The 14,375-nt window shown below is 44.3% G+C and carries 14 protein-coding genes; 3 read left to right on the top strand and 11 right to left on the bottom strand.

Features of this window, described 5'->3' with window-relative positions; translation table 11 throughout:
- Positions 1 to 52: 52 nt before the first annotated feature.
- From A5867_RS01100 to A5867_RS01050, 11 genes are all read right to left on the bottom strand, one after another.
- On the bottom strand, positions 53 to 1,366 hold the full coding sequence (locus tag A5867_RS01100; protein ID WP_074934325.1) for a PTS transporter subunit EIIC: 1,314 nt from the start codon (positions 1,364 to 1,366) through the stop codon (positions 53 to 55).
- A 7-nt stretch (positions 1,367 to 1,373) separates the two neighbouring features.
- The gene (locus tag A5867_RS01095) at positions 1,374 to 2,654 is read right to left on the bottom strand and encodes a DUF4038 domain-containing protein (protein ID WP_087626694.1); all 1,281 of its coding nucleotides are present in this window, start codon (positions 2,652 to 2,654) and stop codon (positions 1,374 to 1,376) included.
- A gap of 46 nt (positions 2,655 to 2,700) precedes the next feature.
- Positions 2,701 to 3,558: an alpha/beta hydrolase gene (locus A5867_RS01090; protein ID WP_087626693.1), complete on the bottom strand. Its 858-nt coding sequence runs from the start codon at positions 3,556 to 3,558 to the stop codon at positions 2,701 to 2,703.
- A 12-nt stretch (positions 3,559 to 3,570) separates the two neighbouring features.
- Positions 3,571 to 5,019, bottom strand: a complete 1,449-nt coding sequence (locus A5867_RS01085; RefSeq protein ID WP_087626692.1) for an FGGY family carbohydrate kinase — start codon at positions 5,017 to 5,019, stop codon at positions 3,571 to 3,573.
- Between the two features lies 1 nt (position 5,020).
- Positions 5,021 to 5,962: a transketolase C-terminal domain-containing protein gene (locus A5867_RS01080; RefSeq protein ID WP_087626691.1), complete on the bottom strand. Its 942-nt coding sequence runs from the start codon at positions 5,960 to 5,962 to the stop codon at positions 5,021 to 5,023.
- Positions 5,949 to 6,785, bottom strand: a complete 837-nt coding sequence (locus A5867_RS01075; RefSeq protein ID WP_087626690.1) for a transketolase — start codon at positions 6,783 to 6,785, stop codon at positions 5,949 to 5,951. The genes A5867_RS01080 and A5867_RS01075 overlap by 14 nt, the downstream gene beginning before the upstream one ends.
- Positions 6,776 to 8,194, bottom strand: coding sequence for an L-fucose/L-arabinose isomerase family protein (locus A5867_RS01070; RefSeq protein ID WP_005226500.1), 1,419 nt, complete (start codon positions 8,192 to 8,194; stop codon positions 6,776 to 6,778). The genes A5867_RS01075 and A5867_RS01070 overlap by 10 nt, the downstream gene beginning before the upstream one ends.
- 31 nt (positions 8,195 to 8,225) lie before the next feature.
- Complete coding sequence (locus tag A5867_RS01065; protein ID WP_087626689.1) at positions 8,226 to 8,513, bottom strand: PTS cellbiose transporter subunit IIB; 288 nt, start codon at positions 8,511 to 8,513, stop codon at positions 8,226 to 8,228.
- A gap of 157 nt (positions 8,514 to 8,670) precedes the next feature.
- Complete coding sequence (locus A5867_RS01060; RefSeq protein ID WP_086338866.1) at positions 8,671 to 9,678, bottom strand: LacI family DNA-binding transcriptional regulator; 1,008 nt, start codon at positions 9,676 to 9,678, stop codon at positions 8,671 to 8,673.
- A gap of 117 nt (positions 9,679 to 9,795) precedes the next feature.
- The gene (gene pulA, locus A5867_RS01055; RefSeq protein ID WP_087626688.1) at positions 9,796 to 11,817 is read right to left on the bottom strand and encodes a type I pullulanase; all 2,022 of its coding nucleotides are present in this window, start codon (positions 11,815 to 11,817) and stop codon (positions 9,796 to 9,798) included.
- 345 nt (positions 11,818 to 12,162) lie between these two features.
- Positions 12,163 to 12,777 (bottom strand): TetR/AcrR family transcriptional regulator, encoded by a 615-nt coding sequence (locus tag A5867_RS01050; protein WP_170927484.1) that lies wholly within the window; start codon positions 12,775 to 12,777, stop codon positions 12,163 to 12,165.
- 319 nt (positions 12,778 to 13,096) lie between these two features.
- Here A5867_RS01050 and A5867_RS01045 point away from each other — a divergent pair, with 319 nt between their 5' ends.
- Genes A5867_RS01045 through A5867_RS17875 form a run of 3 tightly spaced genes read left to right on the top strand, consistent with a single transcriptional unit; the run spans position 13,097 to position 14,161 of the window.
- Positions 13,097 to 13,423, top strand: a complete 327-nt coding sequence (locus A5867_RS01045; RefSeq protein ID WP_005226473.1) for a PadR family transcriptional regulator — start codon at positions 13,097 to 13,099, stop codon at positions 13,421 to 13,423.
- Positions 13,410 to 14,000, top strand: a complete 591-nt coding sequence (locus tag A5867_RS01040; protein WP_010748498.1) for a DUF1700 domain-containing protein — start codon at positions 13,410 to 13,412, stop codon at positions 13,998 to 14,000. Before A5867_RS01045 ends, A5867_RS01040 begins: the two co-directional genes overlap by 14 nt.
- Positions 13,997 to 14,161: a hypothetical protein gene (locus A5867_RS17875; protein ID WP_005226470.1), complete on the top strand. Its 165-nt coding sequence runs from the start codon at positions 13,997 to 13,999 to the stop codon at positions 14,159 to 14,161. Before A5867_RS01040 ends, A5867_RS17875 begins: the two co-directional genes overlap by 4 nt.
- Positions 14,162 to 14,375 lie beyond the last annotated feature (214 nt).

Here is a 14,375-nt window from a genome sequence, read left to right as displayed (position 1 = left end):
TCTTTAACTATAGCACTAACTCGTTGGCTTGTCATCATAAAATCGGTTTCTTTTAAACCGTTTCCCCCGTTGCATCGATACTTTCAGTTTGAACCTCCGCTTGCGCTGCTTCTGCTTCTGTTTTTAATTTTCCTTTATCTAAGACTTTAACAAAAGGAATGTACAGCAAGCAGCCTGCCAAAACGCAAACAACTTGTAGAACTGCAATTTGCCAACCACCAGCGATAAAGCCGTTTAAAAAGATCGGTGTACCAAAAGGAACTTGTACGCCACTAAGTCGTGGAACGATACCACTCCAAATGGCTAGATAAGCAACTAGGGTTTGTACCAGTGGTGTTAAAATAAATGGAATCGCCATGATCGGATTTAAAATCAACGGCAATCCAAAAATAATTGGTTCATTGATCGTAAATAAACTAGGGACAGCACTTAAATTCGCTACTGTTCTGGATTGCTTGGATTTTGCTAATAAAAGCAAAACGATTACTAATGATAATGTTCCTCCGGCACCACCAATACCAGAAAATAAGTTATAGAAGGACTGACTCAAAATATTCGGCAACTCGGAACGAGCAACGCCGCTAGCCAAAGCATCCATATTTTCCACATCCATTGGTAAGTACAAAGCGGTGACAAAGCTACCCACCACCAACGAACCATGGATACCGAAGAACCATAGCACCATTTGGATCAGTACAATAAATAACAACGAACCTACACTAGAAGACAAGCTTTGCAGCGGCATTGCCAAGATTTGATAGATGAAATCTGAGAATGAGCCATAAGAAGTAAAACTGAATGCCCAGCTAATGACGATCGCGGTAAACCCAGAAATAATTGCTGGAATCAAACCGGCGAAGGTATCCGTCACAAATTGCGGCACGCCTGCTGGCATTTTGATGGCGATATTTTTTTCTAAAATAAAGCAGTACAAACGAGCAAAGACTAAGCCACAGATCATAGCGGTAAACAAGCCTTGAGCACCGAGTTTGCTCATGTCGAGGGTCGTTGTTTCCTCTAAGGTAACCATTGGCGTCATCATCAAAAAGGCAAACAGTGAAACGATGCCGGCAGGAACCGCCGATTGCTTAAATTCTGTCGCTAAACGGTGACCGACCAGAAAGGAAGCGTACACTGAGATAACCCCGACGGTCATACTGTAACCGACGGAAAAATAGCCGCCAATATTGATCGAATTGATAAAGTCTGTCCATCCTTGAATCGGCAAAACTGCTAACAATAAGGCGATCGAACCAATAATGTTGATCGGCAGCGTCGCCATCAACCCGTTTGAAATTGCCTTTAAATACCGATTGTTGGAGATTTTATCTGCAAATACTAACACCTTATCCATATACTTATCCATTTTCTTTTCACTCCTTTATTTGGATGACAAACAATACATCTTCATGACAATTGTGGGGATGGAAAACAGTGATACCATCGGTAACTGTCAGTTTTGGTTTCAAGAAACGATTGGTATTCAAATCGATCAATGTGACGGTCGCTGTAGAAAGATCTCCTTGCAGACGAACTGTTGTATTGCTTGGCAAGTAAAGCAACGCATCCTTCGATCCTGCGATGGCTGCCATACGAATCTGTTCATCTGCATCGATCAAGCGCTCTTGGCAAGGCACAAGCTCCTGAATATTTAATAATTCGAATAATTGCTTGATAAAGCCATAGTCATCTGCCCCAGGAAAAGATAAAGCTTCTGGCCAAATCATCGGACGATCAAACGCTTCCCCGATTTCTTCCGCAAAAGTCGCCGTCGGGGTTTGCCAACTCCAGATGCCGTGGGCACCGTACGTGATCCCAGCCGCGCCGCCGGCTAACAGTGATTGCCATGCCGCTTTGCGGACATCCTTTTGACCAAATCGGCCGTATACGTGACGGGCATAGCCCATTTGTTCATAGCAAGGTTCTGAGTTGATGATCGGCAGCTGCGGTTGTCTTTGATAAAAACGCTCTGCCAAATAATAAGGCATATTCAAAAAGGCGCTGTTATGACCTGATTGGTATAAAAATAAGTCCAAATGTTCGACGATCGTTGCGGGAATCTCTTCAAAACGTCCCTTGATATGAATCGTTTTCAGAGTATTGGGCGAATACTTTTCAAAGAAAGCAAAGGCTTCTAGATACGTATCGATGGTTGGCTGTGTTGGGAAATCCGTATCGCCACCAATAAAGTAGATCGGATGGAAGGCATCAAAAGTCGCAATCACTTTTTGATAGTAGGCCTGGCGGCAATCCTCCGGCAACACGTTGCGTTCTTTGTCCAACTGGCTAGCCCACGTGCCTGCGACATAGTTTGACCACAAGACGACCAACGCTAAAGTAAAGCCTTTCTCGTCGGCAATTTTACAAAGACGCTGAGCCCGTTCGAAATAGGCATCCTCCCAAACAGTAAAATCAAAGACGCCCGCATCAAGAGGAAACGGCAAGCAGTCAAATTGACCACGGCTGCGATCCCATTGCGGTAACACATTGATTTGAAGGGTATTGAAGCCCTGCTCTTTGCGTTTGTCTAAGTAAGTGTTCCAGTCATTTTCTTGAATACTAGTAAAGGCACTCCAGCAAGTATCGGCTAAATAAAAGAAATGCTGTCCGTCTCGCAATAAGGTGCGTTTGTTTTGGCTTACGGTGATTTTCACAGTGGTGCTCTCCTTTCATCGGCACAAGTTGTGCACCGACGGTTTTTTAATCAATATAACTACTGAGCCAGCCTTCGCACAGCTCAAACCATTTGGCGACATGGGCATTGTGGTGACTTGGCTTGCGTGCCGTTGTTCGATCCGCTAATGCCAGTCCGTGTTCGCCTTTTTCAAAAATATGCAGTTCGAATGGAATCTCGGCTTCTCTTAATTTGACCGCCAGCTTCAACGAGTGCGCCACATCGACTAAGACGTCTTCCGTCGTATGCCAGAGAAACATCGGAGGTGTCCACTGATCGACATGATGCAAAATGTTCATGGATTGAATGGCTTCTTCCGTCGGTTGTTTACTCCCAAAAAAGCGTTCGTTGGCAGTTAAAGGTGTTTCGATCAGACTAGCAGCAAAGCCTAGCTCATCGATTGGGAAGGCATGCTCTTGATAAACCAATGGGTAGCCAGCGATCGCCAAATTCACTTTCAGTAAGTCACTGCTAACGCCCATCGCTTCTGCCAGCTCAGCATCGTGCCAGCGCGTCGCTAACTGCAACGCTAGATGTCCGCCTGCTGAAAAGCCGCAAACGATGATTTGCTCCTCATCCACCAACCATTCTTGAGCATGCGCACGAATGGTTTTGACGGTTTGGGCGGCTTCCATCAAGGCATTGTGGGGAACATTTTTCACTTGGTCACCGGTGGTGTACCATAAAACAACACTATTTAGCCCGATACTATTGAATTTCAAGGCAATGACTTCCGCCTCTCGATCACTGGTAAATGCGTAGCCGCCGCCTGGACAGACGATCACTAGCGGTCGTTTCTTGCCGACATTGTACTCTTTGGATTGGTGCAATAAATAGGTATCCACGTAAGCCGTTTGATTCAATTGGATTCGTTGGGTCTCCATATAGTTCCTCCTTTATCCTTCACTAAAAGCAGCTGATTTCTCAATGAACCGTTTCCATTTTTCATATTTCAAACGGATCACGGCCTGTTCGGCTTGCGGAATGATCGTGGTTTGCTGAATAGCTGGTTCATTCATGGTTGGATTGGCAACAAGCATCGTGCCGATGGCTGAAAATTCTTCGACTTCGCTGACGATGACGGGTTTATTGATCAAAGTCGCCAATAAGCTCATCAAGGCGCGGTTTTTCGAAACACCGCCATCGATCATTACCTGATTGATCAGTCGTTCAGCGACTTCTTCCATCACATCGATCACTGCTTTGATTTGAAAAATGATGCTTTCTAAAACGGCTTTCAACAGCTCATGAGTCGTCGTTGTGCGTTTCATGCCGACAAAGCTGGCAGTCATCGTATTATCCCAAAAAGGGGCACCCATTCCTTGCAATGCTGGGATAAAATAGATGTCTTCTTGACTGTCATTGGTCAGCACTTCTTGACAAATCTCAGCTACATCTGGCAGCGGAGCCACTTGCTCACTGAACCAGTTGATGGCGTCACCACAGGAACGGATGATGCCTTCTAGCGCAAACGCTGTTTCCTGGCTAGTTTGCCAGCCGACCGTCGTCAAAATGCGGCGATCTCGCAACGTCTGCTCCTGCTGCACTTGCATCATGATCGAACAACCGGTACCCATCGTGATTTTTACATCCCCAAGGCTTTGACAACCTTCCCCGAATAATGCCGCTTGTGAATCGGCTAAGATTCCTTTGATAGGGATTCCGTGATAGTTACCGAAAACCGTATCAGCAGGTTTGATCGCTGGCAAGTCTGCTAGATGGATGCCAAAAAGTTTGACGAGTTCTGCATCCCAACGGCCCTCTTCAATATTGTAAAACAATGTTCGGCAAGCGTTGCTGGCTTCTGTCGCAAATACCTTCCCTTGCGTTAAATTCCACAACAGCCAGCTGTCCATCGTACCGATCGCCAACTCGCCAGTTCCCGACTTTTCCTTGATAGCCGATAATTCTTGTGCCAGCCATTTCACTTTGGTGCCAGAAAAATACGGATCTAAGCGTAAACCGGTCTTTTGATTGATCGTCCTTTCCCAGCCTTGTGCCGTCAATTCTTCACAAATCGCGGCGCTGCGGTTGCATTGCCACACGATCGCATTGTACAAGGGATTACCAGTCAATCGGTCCCATGCAACGATCGTTTCTCGCTGATTGGTCAAGGACAAGGAAACGATTTGACCTGCAGTGATCGCTTGTTCTTGAAACACTTGTGCCAGCAATTCTTGGACATTTTGCCAAATCTCGAGGGGATCATGTTCGACCCACCCGACTTTTGGATAAATTTGGCGGTGTTTTTTATCGTAACGCTGCAGGATTTTCCCTTCTTGAAACAGTAAGAGCTTGGTACCGGATGTACTCTGATCTAAAACCAGCTGATAGGTCTTGTCCATCTTAAGCTCCTAGAAACGCAACCGCTGTTTTCGCTATGGAGGCACCGTCTAAGCCATAATGGGCAAACAGTTCTGACGAAGAACCAGTAATCAAGGCTTCATCCGGAAAAGCAATGATTTTTTGTCGAATGTCCGTTTCTTCTGTCAGTGTTTCCGCCACGGCAGCTCCTAAGCCGTTGTATTGGCTGTGTTCTTCCACAGTGATCACGGTGCCTGTTTCTTTCGCCACTCGTTTGACCGTTTCTGAATCAAAGGGCTTCAAGGAATGAACATTTAAAACGGTAGCAGTGATGCCTTGTTTTTCCAATAGCTCAGCAGCATCCAACGCTTGGCGCACGGTTTCGCCGGTGGCGATCAATGCGACATCTTGGCCGCTTCTCAGCTCAATGGCTTTGCCGATCTCAAAAGGATAATCTGCAGAATCATAACAATCTTCAACAGGATTGCGACCGAGACGGATATAGGCTGGTTGATTTGATGCCGCTAAGGCTTTAAACATTTGGATCGTTTCAAAGCGATCTGCTGGCAACAGCACTTGCAAATTAGGGATCGCTCGTGCCACTGCGATGTCTTGCAAGGAATGATGACTCATGCCTAATGCCCCATAACTGACACCGCCGCTGATACCTACGAGTTTGACATTTTTATTCGAATACGCGACATCGACTTTGATCTGCTCGATACTGCGCATGCTGAGAAAACAAGCTGGAGAGGCAACGAAAGGGCGTTTGCCCATATGGGCTAAGCCAGCCGCAATACTGACGATGTTTTGCTCTGCGATCCCTACTTCCACCAATTGTGTCGGTAATTCCTTGGCAAAAGGTGCTAACGAAGCGGAACCACGAGAATCACTGGTCAACACCGTGATCGCAGGATTCTTTTTTCCTTCTTCAATCAATACGTCGCACATCGCTTGGCGATTGGCAATATTATTTTTTCCCATGAGTCAAAACCTCCATTTGCTGATCAAGTTCGGCAATGGCTTGTGCAAGCTCTTCTGCCGTTGGCACTTTATGATGCCATTGCGCTTGATTTTCGGCTGCAGAATAGCCTTTGCCTTTGATGGTTTTAGCAATGATCAGCTTCGGTTGATTGGGCTGATGCGGTTTTTCTAATGCAGCCACCAAGGCAGCCATATCATTGCCATCAACGATATGCACATCCCAACCAAAGGCACGCCATTTTTCATCTAGCGGCTCCACTGCCATCACATCTTCCGAGGCTCCAGTGATCTGCAAGCCGTTGCGATCAATGATGGCGGTCAAATTGTCCAGCTGGTAGTTGGCAGCCGCCATGGCTCCTTCCCATACCGAGCCTTCTGCTAATTCGCCATCTCCCAACAACGTATAGGTTTGATACGTGCGGTGATCCAGTTTGCCTGCCAAGGCGATCCCTACTGCGACGGGTAAGCCGTGACCTAGCGAACCAGTATTCATTTCAACACCAGCTACTTTATTGTTTGGATGACCGATCAGTCTTGAACCAAAATGCGAAAAGGTGGCTAATTCTTCTTTCGGCAAAAAACCTTTGTCCGCTAAAACGGCCCATAATACTTCTGCAGCATGTCCTTTACTTTGGATATACTGGTCACGATCTTGCTTTTGAGGATCTTTCGCATCGACATTCATTATCCGATAATACAAGGCCACTAAAATATCGGTACAAGAAAGATCCGAACCAGTATGACCCGTTTTTGCTTGATAGATCAGCTCTAACACGGATTTTCGAATCGTTAAAGCCTTCATCTCCAGCTCGTTTATTTCCATGATTGATCCCCTCTCAAGTATGCTTTGACGTCTTCTTCGATTGGATCATAAAAATCTGGCTGCACGCCGATGTATTTGCACGCTTCATACAAGATCGGCACCACATTTTTTCTGACCGCCGCAACGTGATGAATATAAGGGCCCTCAACGAGTTTGAATTCCAAGCGATTCAAATTCGCAAATTCCAGATAGAGATAGGTTCCTTGATTGTATGGGCCATCGATCCCTTTACCAGTACCCATCAGTAGGGAGTATTCGCCGTTGTCCCCGTCAAAGCGACACAGCGTATACTCGTCTTTGATTGCCCGAAAAGCGACTGATCCTGGATAGTCAAAAACAAAATGCCGTTGCGGCAAGATCGGTTTGGTCTCCGCGGTGGAATAAGCAAAAACTCCTAAGTGCTGCAGCAATTCGCCATTCTCATTTTCTGGATGGCGGCAGTTGACATCCGCAAAGATTGCTCGGTGTTCCCCCAACGAAGCGGCTTCGACCAACAGTTCCGAGATCGCCCCATGGACATCCGTCTCACAGACAAAAGGCAAACCTTCTTCTTGTAACAGCGACAAGGAGGCATACGGTAAAATACCGATTTCGTCTTGTAAGGCCGTCCAACACTGGATGACTCCTGCATTGCAGCCGTAGCTTTCACATAAGTTTTGCAAAGCCACTTTGAGGGCTGCCACCATCTCCAAATCTTTCGCCGAAATTTGGACTTCCGTATTGGTTTCGAAATAATCAATGACTGCTTGCAATTTATCTGGCTGCTGTTCTTTGACTTTCTTGATTTCTTGCACCACTTCTTGGATCGGTACTGGTGATAGCGAGATATTGAAACGCTCCAATAGTTCGCCTTCGTTGCAGATCACGGTCCAAAAATCAAAGGGGCGTGGGCCAACTTGCAAGATTCGTGTTTGTTTGAAGGTCTTGACGACATTGCAAACTTTGATAAAGTCTTGCAAGCCGCGGGCAAATTCTGGTGAATCAATATCAGAATTTTTGACATAGGTGAAAGGTACCTTGAAACGGCGCAAGACTTTCCCAATAGCGAAAAGACCGCATTGCGTATCCCGCAAACGTGAACCGTCGGCGGCTGGCGTCTCATCTTTAGGTCCCCACAGTAAGACGGGGACATCTAGTTTTTTTGCTAAACGAGCACAGGCATATTCCGTACCAAAGTTTTCATTGGCTAGAAAAAGACCGTCGATCTTCGCTGCTTTGAATTTTTCGGCGATTTTTTCAACCCCTTCATCATCGTATAGTAAGCCGTCTTCGTTGATATCTAAAATATCTACATAATCAATGGCAAGTTCGTCCATTTTTTGTCGTGTCAGATTGGCGTACTCAATGGCTGCTTCTGCACTAAACAAATTTCTTCTAGTCGGGGCGAACCCGATGGTTACTTTATCCATAAAACCACCCTTTGCGTTTTAGTATATTTAGCTAAATTTTTATTTCTTCGACGATTCGTGCTACATTTTTGCTCAGAAATTCCTCATCCGTCAGTAAAACGATTTTTTTATCAGGAAAGGCTGCTGCGACTTTCGCTTGATTGAAGCGGGTTTGAGGAGCTAAAATCAAAAAATCATAGTCATTCCCCACCATAAATATTTCTGAAAAAGGCGCGGAATTGACATGGTAATGCTGATCATCCGCTAGTTGTTCTTTGATCGCTTTGACGAGCAGTGCGCTGGAGAGCCCAGTGGCACAAAAGAGACCGATCTGTGTCATCTATTCACTTCCTCAAAATGTAATCCCTTACTTTTTACACCTTAAATATAGCACAAGCTAAATATTTTGCAATAGTTTTAGATAAATATTTTTGTTAAATAACTAAAAAAAGGACAAAACGCTTGCTAAACGTTTTGTCCTTCTTCTTATTTTTTTCTTAATTGATGCTTTCGCGTTCGACGATCGTCGTGGCGACCAGCATTTTCAGATGGTTTTCATCTTCACTCGTGATTTTCTCGATCAAGCGTCGCACGGCTTGGCGACCAAGGTACACTTTATCTACTTTGACGGTGGTCAGTGGTGGGTTGCAAAATTCCGCTAAAGGAATATCATCGAACCCAACGATGGTCAACGGATGATCGGGAAACACTTCACGAATGGCTTTCATTGCTCCGATGGCGATATTGTCATTGACCGCAAAAAAGGCGCTTGGTAACGGTCGCTGATCGGCACGCAAGGATTCCAAATAGACCTTCATGTCTTGATAGGAGCCTTCCAAGGTGGGTTCTACTAAGGCTTCCGTCTCTTCATAATGGATCAGATCATGCTCTTGGATCGCTTGGATGAACCCTTGCTTGCGTTCACGGAAGTTGTTGATTTGAAAGGTTGAATTGATGATGCCGATGTCACGGTGGCCTTTTTCGATCATCTTTTCAACGATCTCATAGGCACTGTCACGATTATTGATAGCGACAAAATCAAAGTCCTGCGAATTAAACACCGTATCTAAAATCACTAACGGTACTTCCAAATGGCGAAAGACTGCTAAATCTTGTTTTTCCAATTCCGTTCCTAACAATAGCAAACCATCTGCTAATTCTGGACGGATCTTTTCAATCGGGTCTTCTTCTGGTGCCAGTGTGATATGGGAAATGACCAGTTCATAGCCTAACGCACTGCACTCCATTTCGATTCCTCGGATCAATTCAGAAAAGAAAGGCGTATCCCCTACGACATTTCCTTGTTTGTTCATTATGACAAATTTGATTTTTTGGCTTTCCGTTTTTTTAATTTCTCGCTGATCAAAGTACCCCATCTCACGAGCGATCTTCAAGATCGCTTGCCGTTTTTGTTCACTGATCCCCTTCCGATTGTTGATCGCATTAGAGACTGTTCCGCTGGAAACGCCAGCTTTTCGGGCAATATCAGAGATCACAACTTTCATTTGCTCACCGCTTTCTGCTTCTCATTCTGTTAAAAGTATAGCAAAAGAATTGTTTTTTTACTACCAAAAAAGCTAAAACAAACTAAAATTTTTAGTTTGTTTTAGCTTCTACTTTGATTAGTTACTTTGTTCCGCCAAAATGCAGAAGGACAATGGGTCGATGGTTATCCTTGACGCTGTTACGCCGCGAGAAGCGATCCCAGCTCCTTTGGGGTCAGCAACAATGTGCCAAGAAGCATTTTCTGTTGTCGTCGGTAAGTCAAAGGACCAGCTTTCTTCCGTGCTGTTGAGTAAAACGAACAAGGAACGCCATGGATGCTGTTTGTCACGATTGGGTACTTGATACGCCAAGCGATTTTCATCCTTTGTCTCATAAAAGACCATGCTTTCAGCCGTTTGGGTCGTGGCATCTCTCAATGGTGCAGAGGACTGCCGCAATGCCCACAAGCCCCGATACAGCTCGCGCAATTCTTTGAAGGTTTTGGCACGTGCCCAATCCAGCTGATTGACTGTCAGTGGCGAACGGAAGGAATTTTCATCGCCTTCTTTGGTACGGCCAAATTCTTCCCCAGCTTGGGTCAGCACGGCTCCTTGGCTAGTAAACAAAATGGCTGCTGCTAGTTTGTTACGAGCTAAAAGCTCAGGATCAAAGTCATAATTTCTTTCCTTCGCTGAAGCTTGCATGGTTGCCACCAGTTTGTCCCATAAGGTCAAATTATCATGGACTGACGCATAGGCGATCACTTGACGGGGCGATTTTGCCCAGCGCTCGGCGCCTTCTTGCCCAGCAACTTTCGTATTTCCTTGAATCGCCGTTGCCAAATTTGCTGCATAAAAGGTTTGCTTGACTTGCGGTTGACCATTCATTCCTTGAATAAACGCGCCGTCTGTTTCTTCAAAGACATCGCCTTTGATACTGTCTCTTAAATCATTGCTAAAAACCGCAACGCCTTCTGACAGTGCCCAAACATTGCTTTTATTGGCTGGGATATTCGGCTGAATGATTTGATTGCTACCGGCATCCCATGGCTCACCGTATAAAATCACATGGCTGAAGCCGGCATCATCTAGGCGTTGCCGCAACTGGTTCATGGTTTCCACATCGATCAAGCCCATCAAATCAAAACGAAAGCCGTCGATTTTGTATTCTTGCGCCCAATATAAAACTGAATCAATGATAAATTTACGCATCATTTTCCGTTCAGAAGCCACTTCATTGCCGCAAGCAGAACCGTCCGCAAAATTCCCCGCATCATCTTGGCGGTAGTAATAATCAGGCACCGTCAAATTAAACCACGATTCTTCTGTGATCGCAGTGTGATTGAAGACCACATCCATTACAACGCCGATGGCTTCTTCATGCAGCGATTGGATCATTTGCTTGCATTCACGAATCCGCGCCTTGGGATCACTAGGATCAGAAGCGTATCGTCCTTCAGGGACATTGTAATTTTTCGGATCATAGCCCCAGTTGTAGGCAGACGAAGTTTCATCATTGTCAAAATCGAAGATCGGCAGCAGATGAACATAATTGATCCCCAGCTCTTTTAAATAAGCCATGCCAGTTGGTTGACTTTCATCCCCTATCAGATGGGTCTTTTTTTCAGTAAAGGCTAAATATTTCCCGCGATTTTCTGGTGAAATCCCGCTGTTTTCGGCGCCACTGAAATCTTCGACATGCAATTCCCAAATATAGGCATCTGTGATCGATTGCTGACCGACGCCGTGAGTCTCCTGCCAGCCTTCAGGATCTGTTTCCTTTAAATCAATGATGGCCCCACGGTTCCCGTTGATCCCTACTGCCTTGGCATAAAGATCCACCGCTTCGACTTTTTGACCGTCTCGTTGAAATTCAAACGTATAAAACAGCTCTTTGACGGTTTCTTCCGTCGTGACTTGCCAACAGTTGTCTTCTTGGACCATTGGCAGTGTCAGCAGGCGATCATCAGCCCCAGCGACACCGCTTTGATAAATCAATACTGAAACGGCCTCTGCCTCTGGTGACCAGCATTTGAACGTGGTTTGCTGTCCTTGAAAAGTCACACCAAGATCATTCCCGTGATACGTATGTTCTTCTAAAAAACCGATCCTGCGATCGATCGCAATCTTTTTTTCTCCATACTGCGTGTTTTGTCCCATCAAAATTCCTCCATTCAACGTTGCTAACTATAAAACCCAGTTACTTTTCTGCTATTTCTACCTTCTCATATTTCTTGAAAATTGCCAACAATAAGCCGCCTTTTCTTTGACCTAAAAATAAGCCTTAACACTACAGACAAGCCCATTTCTAATTTTGCTAAACGACTCCGCACCTCTTTTTATCAAAAGAAAAACCCCCACTCGTTGAACGGCTCTTAAAGAATAGCTATTGCTTCTAATCTTTAAGATCACTGCTCCGATGGGGATTGTTGAAAAAGAAGAAATCAATAATGGCAATGATAGCTGTCACAATATTCTGAAATCTCTTCCTCTCTTTCTCGCTATCTATTGATCACTTACAGCTAGACCTGATTCGAGTAAGGTTTTAGGTAAATCACCTTGATAAAAATCGACTGATTCATGAAGGACTCGCTGCCAATAATTTTGTGTCTCTTTCAAAAAATTAGCATTATCTTGCGTATTTCCTTCTCGAATAAACAGCAATACCAACCCACTAAAAAAGATCAAGGCTTCTTCATGATATTTTCTCAGATCGCTTTTATGCGCACATTGAAAAACAGCTGATTCAGCAATTGCTTCTTGAAAATAAGCAAAAGAACGCTCTTTTATGTAAGGACCACAGCCAATATCATTTAAAAAAAGTGCGAAAAAGAGGTTGCGATTGCGGCTGGCAAATACGTAATAGTCCTGCCAAAAGCTGTATAAGGAATCGAGTGTCTCTTCTGACTCTTTTTTTGTTTCGTGAATGTCGCGAAACACATCATCAACCATCGCCTGTTTATAATTTTGCATGTTTGAAAAATTTAAATAGATCGGTTGGGTCGATGTTCGTGCATATTTAGCAATGTCGCGGACAGTGATTGGTCGATAAAGATATTCCACCAGATATTTTTTTAAGCAATTGATCAAATATTTTTTCGTAATCGTTGCTTTTCTCATAATACCCCTTCCTTTCTGGACGTCACCAATTCTTGCTGATGTTCGTCTCATTCACTTTGACTACTTGCAGCTTTTAGAAGCACAACCAACGCCCATTTTCTTACTGAAAGTAATCTTTATACTTCTACTTTAACAAAAAAGAGCACGTTAACCTATACTTTCCGCCGATTTTCTTAATTTTATTTTTTATTTTTGACCATTTTGTTAAAGAAACTCTTGTTGTCTTATGGTGCTCAGACTTAAGGTTGATTTTGACTGGTGCTGCTTGTGGAATGATACTATGTAATGTATAGTATGAGTATGAACAGGAGGAGAGCCTTTGGATGCCCAATTAAAAAAAGGATTATTGGAAATTTGTGTGTTGGCTTATTTGCAGCATGGTGACTCTTATGGCTATGAATTAGTCAAAAACATATCTCCTTTACTGCCAATCTCAGAATCAACGCTCTATCCTATCTTGAAGCGCTTAGAAGCCAGCCGAGCGGTTGAGACTTATAATAAAAGCCATCAAGGACGGACCCGAAAATATTACCGCTTGACCAAAATCGGAAAACAGCGGATCGACGATTTTTTAACCAACGACTGGCCCCAATTGACATTGATCCAGCGATTTATTAAAGGAGGAACATTAGATGAACAGAGTTGATTTTATCAAGGCATTGGCTGCGGAATTATCTGAAAAAGTCAGACCTAGCGAGATTCATCAGCTGATCAACTATTATGACGAGATGATCGAAGATTTGATGGAAGAAGGATACACCGAAGAAGAAGCCGTGGCACGCCTTGGCTCCCCAAAAGAACTGATCCAAGCAGTTACCGAAACGGAAGAGGTCGTAGTAGAGATTCCCCGCCGCTTTCATCCCTTTTTGCTCTTGATTTTAGTACTGGGCTTCCCATTGTGGGGCAGCCTCTTGTTAAGTGCCGCTTTGCTGATCCTAAGCTTTTTAATAATCATCTGGTGTGTGCCTTTCACCACTGGCATGATTGGTGTCACTACGTTTATCGGTGGGATCGCCAGCGTTGTCTTAAGTCCCATGCTGATGGCGGATGGTTTCTATCTCTTTTTAAGTCAGTTAGGCATGGGGATTTTCTTATTTGGTTTAGGGCTGCTTTGCCTGATCGCCACTTATAGTATGAGCCGACCTTTTTCACGTCTTACCCACTCCCTTGTTGTTTGGCCGAAATCATTTGTTCAAAACTATCGAAAGAAGGCAGTCCTATGATCAAAATCAATAAGCGCTTTTTCGTTTTTCTCAGTCTGTTGTTTATTATTCTCGGACTGGTCATCACCTTTATCGGTTTTTCAATGTCAGGCTACTCACCTGATGCCTACCATATTGAGCATCGTCGCTGGTATCAACTCGTTGGTTTCTATACGGAATAACAGACGGAAAATAATTATAAGTTGATTTTTTCGTCAGAAAAACTAGCAATTCGCATTAATTTCATGTATCGGTGAAAAAATTGAACTTCTCTTTTTGACGGAACCATATTACTATATAGGTACATCCTGTATCCTATTTCATAGGGTAACCAGAAAAACCCATACCATCCTATGGGTTTTTTTGCTGTCTATAAAAGCAAAAAAACGTGCCGCA

Source organism: Enterococcus sp. 6D12_DIV0197 (assembly GCF_002174385.1).
GTDB lineage: Bacteria > Bacillota > Bacilli > Lactobacillales > Enterococcaceae > Enterococcus_D > Enterococcus_D casseliflavus.
This window is presented reverse-complemented; position numbering and strand designations above follow the sequence as displayed.